This window comes from Achromobacter sp. 01N37 (assembly GCF_056399725.1).
In genome coordinates this window covers 458,588-471,889 of record NZ_JBFTRX010000002.1, presented here as the reverse complement: position 1 = coordinate 471,889, position 13,302 = coordinate 458,588, and the positions used below count along the sequence as shown (strand labels likewise).

The window sequence follows — 13,302 nt, the reverse complement described above, 5'->3', positions numbered from 1 at the left end:
TCTAATCCAGCTTGATGTGATTCGCCTGAATGACGGCGCCCCACCGCTCGCGGTCTTCCGCCACGTAGCGGTCGGTTTCCGCCTGATCACGCGGCGCCTGGATCACCAGCCCCAAGGTCTGGAAACGTTCGCGGAAATCCGGTTGCGCCATGACGCGCGCAACCGCCTCCTGCAAGGCTCGCCCTTCGGCGGCCGGCGTCGCTTGCGGCACGGCGATGCCAAACCAGGTGGCTGCGCGGAACCCCGGGAACCCGCTTTCCGCCACGGTCGGCACATCGGGCAGCACGGGCAAACGTTCCGCCGTCGTTACCGCCAAGGCCTTGATTTTGTTCTCTTTCACCAGCGGCAGCGACGTGCTGATCACATCCACCATCAGTTGCGTGTCGTTGGCCATCAGCGAGCTCAACGCCGGCGCGCTGCCGTTGTACGGGATGTGCGCAATGTCGACGCCGGTGCGCGACTTGAGCAATTCCGTCGCCAGCTGCAAGGGGTTGCCAATGCCCACCGACGCATAGTTCAGCTTGCCCGGACGCGTCTTGGCGTAGCTGACGAATTGCGCCAGCGTGGTGGCCGGCACCGCGTTGTTCGCCACGACCACCAGCGGCAGTTCAGCCACCACCGACAGCACGCGGAAATCGCGCGCGGCGTCGTAGGCGATCTTCTGATACAGCATGGGGTTCAGCACCATGCTGGCATTGCTGGCCAGAAACAGGGTGTAGCCATCGGGCTGGGCGCGGGCCACCTGCGTGGCCGCAATCATCGTGTTGGCGCCCGGCTTGTTCTCCACCACGACGGGCTGGCCGAGTTCGCGCGACAGGCGCTCGGCCAGCACGCGCGACAACTGATCCGCCGCGCCGCCCGGCGTATACGGCACCACCAGCTTCACCGGGCGGTCAGGGAACGCCGCCAGCGCTTGGGGTGCAATTGCCGCGCAAGCCAGCACGGCGGCCGCGGTGCGGCCCAACCAACGATTCATTTTCAACATGCTTGTCTCCCGAGTCTTGAACGACTCTTGTAGTGGGTACTGCTGGGGTATTGCTGGGGTATTGCTGGGGTGTTGGCCTGACGTTCGCCGCTACACCTTGCGCGCCTGCCCCTCCCAGAACTCGGCGCGCAGGCGGCGTTTGGCGATCTTGCCGTTGTCGTCGCGCGGCAAGGCCGGGCGCAGTTGCAAGTCGCGCGGGATCTTGTAGCGCGCGACGCGGCCAGCCAGCCATTGCAGGGCGTCCTGCACATTCACCGTGGCGTCCGGCGCGGGTTGAATCAAGCCCAGCAAGCGTTCCCCAAACTCGGCATCCGGCACGCCAAAGACGGCGCAATCAGCCACGCCCGGGTACTGCGTCAGGTGGTGTTCGATTTCGGCGGGATAGATGTTCACGCCGCCGGAAATCACCAGGTCCGATTCGCGGTCGCACACGAACAGATAACCGTCTTCGTCCACATAGCCCAAGTCACCCAGGCCGATCAGGCCGTCGCGCTCGACGGCCTGGCGGGCCTCGGGGTGGTTGCGGTAGGTGAAGTCGGCATAGGCCGGCTGGCGCACGTAGATGCGGCCGACCTCGCCGGGCGCGCAAAGCGACCCGTCTTCGGCATACACGCGCACCTGCGCCGGCCCGATGGGCCGCCCCGCGCTGCCGGGCTTGGCCTGCGCCTCGTGGGAGTCAATTACCGTCACCATGCCTGCCTCGCTGGACGCGTAGGTTTCATGCACCACGGGGCCTAGCCAGTCGATCATGGCCTGCTTGAGTTCAGGCGCGCACGGCGCCCCCGTCGACGCCACGAAACGCAGCGACGACAAGTCGAACGACGCTCGTGTGCGCGCATCCAGCTTCAGCAGCCGCACATACATGATGGGCACGAGATAGATGGTGTCGATGCGATGCTGTTCGATCAGGCGCAACACCTCGATGGGATCAAAGCGCGCGGTCAGCACCAGCGTGTCGCACACGCGCAGCGCCACCTGGGCGAAGACGCTGGGCGCGCTGTGATAGACCGGCGCGGGCAGCAAGGCGCGGCATCCGGGGCGCAATCCGTAGGCTTGTTCCACCACGGCTTCGACGGCCGCCAGGTGCTCGGGCAGACGCGCCACCGGAAACGGCTGACGCACCACGCCCTTGGGCCGGCCGGTGGTGCCCGAGGTGTAGGCCATGTGCCCGCGGGGCGCGACGAGCGGCCCGTCGTAGCGCGGCTGCGCATTGCGCCAGGTTTCGTAGTTGTTGGCTTCGAAGTCGTTGGCTTCGGAATCGTTGGGGGCAGACTCGTTGAGGTCGGACTCGTTGGGGTCAGACTCGTTGGGGTCGGACACGCCGGCGGCTACATCAATGTTGCCGGCCACCGACTTCCCGCCGCCCATCACCCGCAGCGCGGGCAGCCCCTTTGGCAGCGCGGTCCAGACCTGCCGCCACAAATCGTCTTCGGCAATCACCAGCTTGGCGCCGCTATCGGTCACCAGAAACGCCACTTCCTCGGCCGTGTAATGCCAGTTGATCGGGCAGTAGTAGCAGCCCAGCCGCTTGCAGGCCTGGATGATTTCTAGATACGGCATGCCGTTGCGCAGCAGCACCGCGATCACATCGCCTTCGCGCACACCCATCGCCGCCAGCCCGGCCGCCACTTGCTCGCCGCGCGCAACCAGCGCGTCACGGGTCAACTCAATGCCGCCCGCAATGATGCGCCCGCTCATGCCGGCTTCCCGGCGCGCTGCGCCTTGTCTTGTGCGGTGCGCGCCTCGATCGCGGCGCGGGCGGCCGCCCAATCGTCGTCGCTCCATTCGAAGTACTGCTTGAAGTACGCGCCGTTGGCCAGGTAGTCGCCGCCGTCCAGCGCAATCGTCTGGCCGTTGATCCAATCGTTGCCCGGCCCCAACAGGAACGCGGCCAATTCGCCGATGTCGTGCCCGGTGCCCAGACGGCGCATCGGATTTTGCTGGGTCAGCGCGTCCTGGCCATCGCCGTTGGGGCGCAGCCTTGCGGTTGCGCCTTCGGTGGGAATCACGCCAGGCGCGATGGCGTTCAGGCGGATACCGTGGCGGCCCCATTCCACGGCCAGCGACTTCGTCATGGCGTCGATACCCGCCTTGGACATGGCCGACGGCACCACGAACGGCGAGCCCGTCCAGACCCACGTCACCACAATCGACACCACCGCGCCGTGCGTGCCGGTCTCGATCCAGCGCTTGCCGACCGCCTGGGTCATATAGAAGGTGCCGCGAAACACCGTGTCGGCGATGGCGTTAAAACCGCGCGCCGACAGCTTCTCAGTCGGGCTGATGAAGTTGCCCGCGGCATTGTTGATCAGGCCGTCCAAGCCGCCATGCTCGCGCCAGATGCCGTCCACCATGGCGTCCACGGCGTCGGCATCGCGGATGTCGACGGCATGCGCATGGGCCTGGCCGCCGTAGCGGGCGCGCAGCGTGGCCGCGGCAGCTTCAACGACCGACAGCCGGCGGCCGCACAGGTGCACGGTGGCGCCCAGCGCGGCCAGTTGTTCGGCCATGGCGTAGCCCAGCCCGGTGCCACCGCCTGTGACCAGGATGCGCTGACCGCGGAACAGATCCGCGCGGAACATGCTTTGGACCATGGGGTTGTCTCCTTTACGTCGATATGGATTTGCTTTGGACCGAGAGTATCAACGCCAATATTCCGCGACAATCCTTCGGCTTGCGTAAACTATGTTTCCTCACAGGCAACAATCGAAGACGCCCATGTCCGCCTTGCCCGCGCTAGACCTGAACCTGATCCAGCTGTTCGTCACCATCGTCGAAGCCGGCACGCTCAGTGAGGCGGCCTTGCGCCAGGGTGTGACGCGGTCGCACGTCAGCCGGAATCTGCAAAAGCTGGAGCGCACGTTCGGCGCCCAACTGATCCGGCGCACCACCCGCCGCCTGGAACTAACGCAGCAAGGCACGGTGCTGTATGAGCACGGCGCGCGCATGTCGCGCGAGGTGGAATCTGCGCGACATGCCTTGCAGAAGCTGGGCGCGGAACCCACGGGCCATGTGCGGCTGTCCTTGCCCACCGGCCTGGGCGAGCTGGACGCGCTGCGCCCGCTGCTGGTGCGATTTGCGCTGGAACACCCCAGCCTGAGCCTGCGGGTGCTGTTCTCCAACCGCGTCAGCGACCTGATTTCGTCAGAAATCGACGTGGCGCTGCGGGTAATTTCGACGCCGCCGCAGGACTACGTGGCCCGCGAGCTGGGCGAAGTGAAATGGCATCTGTGCGCCGCGCCCGGCTACTTGCAGCGCGTGGGCAAACCCGCCCACCCGCGCGACCTGGGCCGGCTGGATTTTCTTTGCCCGCCTGGCCCCAAGCCACAAACGACGCTGCGCCTGACCCGCAAAGGCCAGGTTTACGAGGCCAAGCTGGCGCCCCGGCTGCAATCCGAATACTTCCCCTTTCTGGCCCAGGCCGCGCGCGACGGCGCCGGCATCGCGCTGCTGCCCGCCTACATCGTGCAGCCCGATCTGGAAGCCGGCCGGCTCATTGAAGTGCTGCCGGCCTACAAGGCGCAAGGACCGGGCGACAAGCTGTTCATCCTGACGTCCCCCACGCCCTACCCGTCGACCGCTCAACGCGCGCTGGTCGACTTTTTGAAATCCGAGCTGGAACCGCTGTTGCGCGGCTTCCTGGCCTGATCTGAAATTTTCCTGACCGCCGCCACGCCACGGTAGAACTTCCCTGTTAAAAACGCGGGGTCTTGCAGGCTTGGCTCATGTCCGCCAAAGTAGGGGTTTTGCAGTGCGGGGAGTGCCATCCCGGTGCCTTGCCGGAACTCGGACGGAACTTTGACGTGCGCCCCAAGTCTTATATAAGATATAAGACATGCAGCCGCGCAAGGGCTTGTCTCCCCTACAATGACAACCGCGCAAAATCGCCAGAAAATGCCGCCTGCGCCTGGGCACATACAGTCGGGCAAAACAACGGAGTCCATCATGCCGCACAACACTCTAGACACCCTCAAGAACTTCAAGATCGGCAATAAATCCTGTCAGTACTATTCGCTGCCGGCGCTGGGCAAGTCCCTCGGCATTGATGTGCAGCGGCTCCCGGTTTCTATCCGCATCGTGCTGGAATCCGTGCTGCGCAACTGTGATGGCAAGAAGGTCACTGAAGAGCACGTGAAGCAGCTGGCCAACTGGCAAGCCAACGCCCGCCGCGAAGACGAAATCCCCTTCGTCGTGGCGCGCGTGGTGTTGCAGGATTTCACGGGCGTGCCGCTGCTGGCTGACATCGCCGCCATGCGCTCGGTCGCCGACAAAATGGGCAAGAGCCCCAAGAGCATTGAGCCGCTGGTGCCGGTTGACCTGGTCGTCGACCACTCGGTCATGATCGACTACTTCGGCACCAAGAACGCGCTGGACCTGAACATGAAGCTGGAGTTCAAGCGCAACCAAGAGCGCTACCAGTTCATGAARTGGGGCATGCAGGCGTTCGACACGTTCGGCGTCGTGCCTCCGGGCTTTGGCATCGTCCACCAGGTCAACCTGGAATACCTGGCGCGCGGCGTGCACCAGGACAAAAAGAACAACGTCTATTACCCCGATTCGCTGGTGGGCACCGATAGCCACACCACGATGATCAACGGCATTGGCGTGGTGGGCTGGGGCGTGGGCGGCATCGAAGCCGAAGCCGGCATGCTGGGCCAGCCCGTGTACTTCCTGACGCCCGACGTGGTGGGCGTTGAGCTCAAGGGCCAGTTGCGCGGCGGCGTCACTGCCACCGACCTGGTGCTGACCATCACCGAAATGCTGCGCCGTGAAAAAGTGGTGGGCAAGTTCGTTGAATTCTGCGGCGAAGGCACCGCCAGCCTGACCGTGGCCGAACGCGCCACCATCGGCAACATGGCGCCGGAGTACGGCGCCACCATGGGCTTCTTCCCCGTTGACGAACGCACCATCGACTACTTCCGCGGCACCGGCCGCACGGAAGCTGAAATTGCCGCCTTCGAAGCCTATTTCAAGGCGCAGAAGATGTTCGGCATTCCGGCCGCCCAAGACATCAACTTCACCAAGCTGCTGACGCTGGACCTGTCCACCGTCGCCCCGTCGCTGGCCGGCCCGAAGCGCCCGCAAGACCGCATCGAAATCGGCAACGTCAAGAACACGTTCATCGACTTGTTCTCCAAGCCGGTCGCTGAAAACGGCTTCAACCAGCCCGCCGAAAAGCTGGCCGAAACCTTCACCACCAGCACCGGCACCAAGATCAAGAACGGCGACATCCTGATTGCCGCCATCACGTCTTGCACCAACACGTCGAACCCGAACGTGCTGCTGGCCGCAGGCCTGTTGGCCAAGAAGGCCGTGGAAGCCGGCCTGAAGGTGCCCAAGCACATCAAGACCTCGCTTGCGCCCGGATCGCGCGTCGTGACCGACTACCTCACCAAGACGGGCCTGCTGCCCTACCTGGAAAAGCTGGGCTTTGACGTGGCCGCCTACGGCTGCACCACCTGCATCGGCAACGCGGGCGACCTCACGCCGGACCTGAACGAAGCCATCACCGGCAACGACCTCGTCTGCTCGGCCGTGCTGTCTGGCAACCGCAACTTCGAAGCGCGCATCCACCCGAACATCAAGGCCAACTTCCTGGCCTCGCCCCCGCTGGTGGTGGCGTACGCGCTGGCCGGCACCGTCACGCGCGACCTGATGACCGAGCCGGTTGGAAAGGGCAAGAACGGCGACGTCTGGCTGGGCGACATCTGGCCCACGTCCGAAGAAGTCGAAGCGCTGATGAAGCATGCGCTGGACCCGAAGGTGTTCGAGGCCAACTACGGCCAGGTCAAGAGCAACCCGGGCAAGCTCTGGGAAAACATCAAGGGCGTCAGCGGCGACACCTACAACTGGCCCGACTCCACCTACATCGCCGAACCGCCCTTCTTTGAAGGCTTCGACATGACGCCGGCCGCGATGCCCACCGTCAAGAACGCGCGTGCGCTGGGCGTGTTTGGTGATTCCGTCACCACCGACCACATCTCGCCCGCCGGTTCCATCAAGGAAACCTCTCCCGCAGGCAAGTGGCTGAAGGAAAACGGCGTCATGAAGGCCGATTTCAACAGCTACGGCTCGCGCCGCGGCAACCACGAAATCATGATGCGCGGCACGTTTGCCAACGTGCGCATCAAGAACCTGATGATCCCGTCGTTGCCGGATGGCAGCCGCTTCGAAGGCGGCGAGACCCTGTTCCAGCCCACCGGCGAMSARATGTCGATCTAYGACGCCGCCATGAARTACRTSGCCGAMGGCACGCCCACCGTGGTGTTCGGCGGCGAAGARTACGGCACSGGCTCGTCGCGCGACTGGGCGGCCAAGGGTACGCAACTGCTGGGCGTGAAGGCCGTGATCACCCGCAGCTTCGAACGCATCCACCGCAGCAACCTCGTCGGCATGGGCGTGTTGCCGCTGCAGTTCAAGGGTACGGACAGCGTGCAGTCGCTGGGCATCACGGGCGAAGAAACGTACGACATCTCGGGCCTGGAAAACGGCATCAAGCCGATGCAGGACGTGACGCTGACGATCACCCGCAAGGATGGTTCGAAGCAGGACGTAACCGTGCTGCTGCGCATCGACACGCCGATCGAGGTTGACTACTACCAGCACGGCGGCATCCTGCCCTTCGTGCTGCGCCAGTTGCTCGCGGCCTAAGCACGTTACTGCGCCGCACCGCGCCGAGCGCGATGCAAAAAGCCCCGGAACCGCCAGGTTCCGGGGCTTTTTACTGGCGGAAAACGGCCGGCGTCTGCCGCCGAACGAATACGCGCCAGTCGCCTAAGGGCTTCGCATCAGTCGTCGAACTGATACGCGTCCATCGCCAGCGCGCCGTACGAAATCTCGTCGTTCAGACGCTTGGCCGATGCGCCCGCCGCGCCCAGCGCCACATACAAAGGCATCAGGTGATCGTCGTGCGGATGGGCCTGCAACGCGCCCGGCGCCTGCGCCTGCCAGTCCAGCAGCGCCGGCACATTGTGCTCGGCCAGATTGCGCGCATACCACTCCTGAAACGCCGGCACGTACGGCACCGCCGGCGCATTCTGCGGCATGCGGACATGGCGCAGATTGTGCGTCAACGACCCCGACCCGATGATCAGGATGTCTTCATCACGCAGCGGCGCCAACGCCCGCCCCAGCGCCAGCTGGCCCGCGGCATCCCGGCCCATGTCCAGCGACAACTGCACCACAGGCACGTCCACGTCGGGATACAGGTAGCGCAACGGCACCCAGGCGCCGTGGTCCAGCGGACGGCGCGGGTCGCGGTCGGCGGCAATGCCCGATTCGGCCAGCAGCGCCTGCACGCGCGCGGCCAGCTCGGGAGAACCCGGCGCGGCATATTGCAGCGTGTAGAGCTCTGGCGGAAAGCCGCCGAAGTCATGCCAGGCCACCTGTTGATCGCGGGTGGACAGCGCCAGGCCCTCGCCCATCCAGTGCGGCGACACCACCAGAATGCCGCGCGGCTTGCGGCCTTGCGCAGCGCTCCAATCCGCCAGCACGGGGCCGGTCAGGCCCGGTTCAACGGCCAGCATGGGCGAGCCGTGAGAAACAAAAAGCGTAGGCCAACGCATGGCGAAGCCTCCAGAGAATAAGTTGATGGAAGCATTTTCAGCTGTTTCCAATCAGCAATAAACCCCCGCAGTGGGGATAATCTGTTGTCATTCCAGCACTAATGTGCCGAAGCGTCCGCCTCGCTCGCCGCATTGCCCTATTACCAGGCAATGCCGCGCCGTCATGCCGGTGCGCGCGGCGGGCGTTAAACTACGTCGTTACACACTTACTGGACGTCCCTCGAAGTTATGGCCCGATCCCGCAGCCAATCCGCTCCCCGCATGACCCGTGACGCTACCCGCCTGGTTGCGCTTGCCCAAGCGCTGAACCGCTCGGGCAGCCGCGTCGAAGACGTGTTCTGGGAGAACCAGCTTGGCGAGGCGATCCCCAAGCTGCTGAAGGCCGGGCAGGATGCCCCGCTGGAAGCGGCCCTGGACCACCTCGCGCAAAGCGACATAGGCGCTTACGAGGTCTTGATCGAGCAGGCCGAAACCCTGTCTGAATCGATGAAGATCGAGAAAAACGGCGTCCAGTACGACGTATTGCTGATCGTCGCGCCCATCGTCGCCTGGACCCGGTACGCCATTCCCACCGGCCCCGTTTCCGCCACCGCCCAACAGGCGCTGCTGGCTCAGTTGCATGGCCATGTGTTGTCCAGCCAGGCCCGCACCGCGCTGATGCCCATGCTGGTCAGCGTGGACCAGATGCCGCGCACCTTCGGCGAAACCTGGCAGTGGTTGCAACGCCTGGGTTCGCAGGCGCTGGGCGCCGAAACGACGAAGCCGACGCTGAACACCGAAATCGAAACCGCCAACATGCTGGCCGACACGCGCTACATCATCGGCGCGGTGGCAGTGCCCGAAAACGCGCCGATCTTCCGCTGGCAGGAAAGCATGGGCGACGCCGACGCCACCCGCGACGCCTGCCAGGCGCAATGGGCCGAGCAGGCGCAGCCCACGCTGGCCGCGCTGCTGCCGGGCTGCGGTTTCGAAGCGCTGTTGCCTGACGCCTATTACGTCAGCAACCGCGAAGCCGACCGCCGCGTGCGCCCGTTGTCGCTGCGCGCCGCCATCAGCTGGCTGGAAGGCGCGGTCAGCCTCGAAGCCTCGCAATTGCGCGCGGTCGTGGCCGGCTGCGGTGAAAGCCGCATCGACGAATACCGCATCAGCTTCACGGCACGCAGCAGCAACGACGTCTACTACGGCTGCGTGTGGCCGCTGTACGGCCGCGAAGAAGAGCTGCCGTCCGAAGAAGGCCAGCCCGATGTGGTCGACGAAATCGCCRCATTGCTGAAGGAATACGGGGTCACCGAAGTGCGCCGCATTCCCGGCGTGCTGCCGGCCGAGTACTGCGAAGATTGCGGCGCGCCCTACTTCCCCAATCCCCTGGGCGAGCTGGTGCACGCCGAACTGCCCGAGGACGCCGAGGCCGCGCCCGCCAAGTTCCACTAAGCGGCCATGCAAGCGGACATCTTCTGCCGGGTCGTCGACAACTACGGCGACATCGGCGTGTGCTGGCGGCTGGCCCGCCGGCTTGCGCAAGGCCGTGGCTGGGATATCCGCCTGTGGGTCGACGACCTGGCCAGCTTTGCACGCATCCAGCCGGGCATCACCGTGTCAGCCCCCCGCCAGCAGTTGGGCGGGGTCGACATCGTCCATTGGTCCGACACGCCTGACCCGGCCCTGACCGCCCGCGATGCCGTCATCGAAGCCTTTGCCTGCGACCCGCCGCCCGCGTTTCTGGACAGCATGCGCCAAACGCATCCTGCCTGGATCAACCTGGAATATCTGAGCGCGGAAGCCTGGGTGGAAAGCTGCCACGGCCTGCCCTCGCAGCGGCCCGACGGGCTGGTCAAGCACTTCTTCTTTCCGGGTTTCACGGCAGCCACCGGTGGCCTGCTGCGTGAACCCGGCCTCACCGCCGAGCGCGACGCGCTGCAAGCGTCGATAGACCAGCAAAATGCCTTCCTGCGCACGCTAGGCGTGGACGAGGCCGTGCTGTTGCGCCGGCAAGACGGCGCGCGCACGGTGTCTCTGTTTTGCTACCCTTCCGCGCCGGTCGATGCGCTGGTGCAGGCCCTGGCGGCGGACCCGCGCGCAAGCGTTCTGCTGGTGCCAGAGGGCATCGCCCCCGGGCTGGAAGCGGCCTGTTCGGCGCCCGGCGCGCCGCTGCTCGCGCGCCTGCCGTTCGTGGCACAACCGGATTTCGACCGCTTGCTGTGGAGTTCGGACCTGAATTTCGTACGCGGCGAAGATTCCTTCATCCGCGCCGCCTGGGCCGCCCGGCCGCTGGTGTGGCAGATCTACCCCCAAGACGAAAACATCCATCTGGAAAAGCTGGACGCCTGGCTGGCCCGCTATCCGGCCCCGGATTCCGCCCACGCGCTCATCCGCGCCTGGAACCAGCCGGAAACCGGCCAAACACAAGCAACGGCCGCCGCAGCGCTTGCGCCCGCAGCATGGAAAGCCTGGGCCAACGCCGCGCGCGACTGGGACGCCAGCCAGGCCGCGCGCCCGGATCTCGCCGAAAATCTGGCCGACTTTTGCGCAGACTTGGCCAAGAAACGTTAGAATAGAGAGTTTTCTGAGTCGCCCTGAATGTGTCGGGCCTCAACTATGACGCCTCCCGGGGTGTGCATGAAACGTCGCGAGCTTGGGTAGCCATCAGCAACACGCTACCGAGCGCCAGCGGTTTTTTGCAAGCACGGCGAGTGCACCTATCACCCCCGGAGTTTTATCGATGAAAACCGCTCAGGAATTGCGAGTCGGCAACGTGGTCATGGTCGGCAAGGACCCCCTCGTGGTCCAGAAAGCCGAATACAACAAGTCTGGCCGTAACGCTGCTGTTGTGAAGCTGAAGTTCAAGAACCTGCTGACCGCCTCGGCCAGCGAATCGGTCTACAAGGCCGACGAAAAGTTCGAAGTCGTTCAACTGGATCGCAAGGAGTGCACCTACTCCTACTTCGGCGACCCGATGTACGTCTTCATGGACGAAGAGTACAACCAGTACGAAATCGAAGCCGAAAGCATGGGCGACGCCCTGAACTACCTGGAAGAAGCGATGCCCGTGGAAGTGGTCTTCTACGACGGCCGCGCCATCTCGGTTGAACTGCCCACCACGCTGGTCCGCGAAATCACCTACACCGAACCCGCCGTCCGTGGCGATACGTCGGGCAAGGTCACGAAGCCGGCCAAGATCAACACCGGCTACGAACTGAACGTGCCGCTGTTCTGCGCCATCGGCGACAAGATCGAAATCGACACCCGCACGAACGAATACCGCAGCCGCGTCAACAACTGATCCGGCAGCAGGTACGAAAAAGCCAGGCCCTGTATTCAGGGGGCCTGGCTTTTTTTATGTCTGCGCATATCGCCGCGTGAAGGCCGGCAACACTTGCCAACGTTTACTGCAAGCGTTCGTCGTCCAGAAAATCCGGCACGGCCATGACGTCGATACCGTCTTCAGCCAGCGATTGCCGTTCTTCCTGCGTGGCCGTGCCGCGAATGGGCCGCTCATCGGCGTCGCCATCGTGAATGCGTCGCGCCTCTTCCGCAAAGCGCGGGCCCACGTTTTCGGTATTGCGCAACAGCGCGCGCACCTGCTTCATCACCAACGCCTGCACCGCCGCCATCTTCTCGGCATCCGACGCGCCAGCCGACACGGCGGGCGCTTGGGCCGCCGGGGCGTGCAGGTGCGACACATTCAAACGCGGGGCCGACAGGCGCTTGGTAATGGTGGCCGACCCGCACACTGGGCACGTGACCAGGCCACGCGCCGTTTGCGCGTCATAGTCTTCGTGCGAACCGAACCAGCCTTCAAAAATGTGGCTGTGTTCGCACTGGAGATCGAAAACTTTAAGAGCCATGGTGGCTATATGGGGTCCGGGCGCAAGATATCAAGCATCCACCAGCAAGCGCCATTCCCGCAGCGATGGGATAAAGGACACGGGCTTTCAAGAAAAAACGGGCCCGAAGGCCCGTCTTCGTCTTGGCGTAAGCCTGCGCTTATTTGCCGCGCTTGGACGCCGGGCTGGCGTCGATTTGCGCCTGCTGCGCCTGCAGGGAATCGATCTGGCGTTGCAGATCACGCAGTTGCTGACGCACATCCTTTTGCTGATCGGCCAACGCGGTGGTTTCCTGGCGCGACTGTTCCTGACGCGCCGCCACTTGCTCTTCCTGCTGCATGCGCAGCGTGCGGTCGGCTTGCAGCGTGCTCAACTGCGCGCTGCGCGTGGCCAAGAGCTTCTCAGCATTGGCGTATTCGGCTTGCAGCTTGATGCGCTTGATGTCCACTTCGGCCAGCTCGGCCGATTGCGTCGTGAAAGCGCGGTACGTCGCTTCGGCCTGCTTTTCCGACACCGTTTTCAGCACGCGCCAGAAATCCTTTTGCTGAAACAGCGCGACGTAATACGTCAGGTCGTCCGGCTTGAACAGCAGGCTGGCGCCGTACGTGCCGTTGTAGGCGGTACGCAGCTCAGAAACCTGACGGTTCTGGATCAGGCCTTGCAATTCAGCCACGGTCGACGACGGCCGTGCAGCAGCGGGTGCAGGCGCGGCGGGCGGGGTCACCGGCGTTGTGGCCGGCTGCTTGTCTTCGACCTGCTTAACCGTGGGCCGCGGCGCTTCGGATTGCGCGCTGGCGCAAGCCGCCAGGCCGGACAGAGCCGTGCCCAACAGCGCCATGCGAGTGGCGGCACGGATAAATTGGACGTTCATGCCTTCCCCAAAAAAATCGTTGCGGAACTATAGCAATTTATTTCGCTCGCGGCTGTT

General features: G+C 64.4%; 11 protein-coding genes. 5 read left to right on the top strand and 6 right to left on the bottom strand.

The genetic code is table 11. The features are described 5' to 3' along the window. Position 1 precedes the first annotated feature (1 nt). The 3 genes from AC1DSJ_RS05350 to AC1DSJ_RS05340 form a co-directional block, all read right to left on the bottom strand. A complete protein-coding gene (locus tag AC1DSJ_RS05350) occupies positions 2–985 on the bottom strand; it encodes a Bug family tripartite tricarboxylate transporter substrate binding protein (protein ID WP_054426480.1) in 984 nt (327 codons plus the stop codon). 90 nt (positions 986–1,075) lie between these two features. Further along, positions 1,076–2,683: an AMP-binding protein gene (locus AC1DSJ_RS05345; protein WP_441371517.1), complete on the bottom strand. Its 1,608-nt coding sequence runs from the start codon at positions 2,681–2,683 to the stop codon at positions 1,076–1,078. Then, positions 2,680–3,567 (bottom strand): SDR family oxidoreductase, encoded by an 888-nt coding sequence (locus AC1DSJ_RS05340; RefSeq protein ID WP_441371579.1) that lies wholly within the window; start codon positions 3,565–3,567, stop codon positions 2,680–2,682. The genes AC1DSJ_RS05345 and AC1DSJ_RS05340 overlap by 4 nt, the downstream gene beginning before the upstream one ends. A gap of 136 nt (positions 3,568–3,703) precedes the next feature. Here AC1DSJ_RS05340 and AC1DSJ_RS05335 point away from each other — a divergent pair, with 136 nt between their 5' ends. Together AC1DSJ_RS05335 and acnA are read left to right on the top strand one after the other, a co-directional pair. Continuing rightward, positions 3,704–4,633, top strand: a complete 930-nt coding sequence (locus AC1DSJ_RS05335; RefSeq protein WP_441371516.1) for a LysR family transcriptional regulator — start codon at positions 3,704–3,706, stop codon at positions 4,631–4,633. A 297-nt stretch (positions 4,634–4,930) separates the two neighbouring features. After that, positions 4,931–7,636: an aconitate hydratase AcnA gene (gene acnA, locus AC1DSJ_RS05330; RefSeq protein WP_476760272.1), complete on the top strand. Its 2,706-nt coding sequence runs from the start codon at positions 4,931–4,933 to the stop codon at positions 7,634–7,636. Positions 7,637–7,773: 137 nt separating this feature from the next. Here acnA and AC1DSJ_RS05325 read toward each other — a convergent pair whose 3' ends face one another. Next, positions 7,774–8,550 carry a DODA-type extradiol aromatic ring-opening family dioxygenase gene (locus AC1DSJ_RS05325; protein WP_175171355.1) on the bottom strand — a complete coding sequence of 259 codons (777 nt, stop codon included), beginning with the start codon at positions 8,548–8,550 and terminating at the stop codon, positions 7,774–7,776. 228 nt (positions 8,551–8,778) lie between these two features. Here AC1DSJ_RS05325 and AC1DSJ_RS05320 point away from each other — a divergent pair, with 228 nt between their 5' ends. From AC1DSJ_RS05320 to efp, 3 genes are all read left to right on the top strand, one after another. Further along, positions 8,779–9,981 (top strand): DUF2863 family protein, encoded by a 1,203-nt coding sequence (locus tag AC1DSJ_RS05320; RefSeq protein WP_476760271.1) that lies wholly within the window; start codon positions 8,779–8,781, stop codon positions 9,979–9,981. 6 nt (positions 9,982–9,987) lie between these two features. Further along, entirely contained in the window at positions 9,988–11,100 is a 1,113-nt protein-coding gene (gene earP / locus AC1DSJ_RS05315) for an elongation factor P maturation arginine rhamnosyltransferase EarP (protein ID WP_441371515.1), read from the top strand. A 169-nt stretch (positions 11,101–11,269) separates the two neighbouring features. Continuing rightward, the gene (gene efp / locus AC1DSJ_RS05310; RefSeq protein WP_006225610.1) at positions 11,270–11,830 is read left to right on the top strand and encodes an elongation factor P; all 561 of its coding nucleotides are present in this window, start codon (positions 11,270–11,272) and stop codon (positions 11,828–11,830) included. Between the two features lie 103 nt (positions 11,831–11,933). Here efp and AC1DSJ_RS05305 read toward each other — a convergent pair whose 3' ends face one another. Together AC1DSJ_RS05305 and AC1DSJ_RS05300 are read right to left on the bottom strand one after the other, a co-directional pair. Continuing rightward, positions 11,934–12,395 (bottom strand): DUF1178 family protein, encoded by a 462-nt coding sequence (locus AC1DSJ_RS05305; RefSeq protein ID WP_054426488.1) that lies wholly within the window; start codon positions 12,393–12,395, stop codon positions 11,934–11,936. Between the two features lie 139 nt (positions 12,396–12,534). Further along, complete coding sequence (locus tag AC1DSJ_RS05300) at positions 12,535–13,245, bottom strand: DUF2968 domain-containing protein (protein WP_054426489.1); 711 nt, start codon at positions 13,243–13,245, stop codon at positions 12,535–12,537. Positions 13,246–13,302 lie beyond the last annotated feature (57 nt).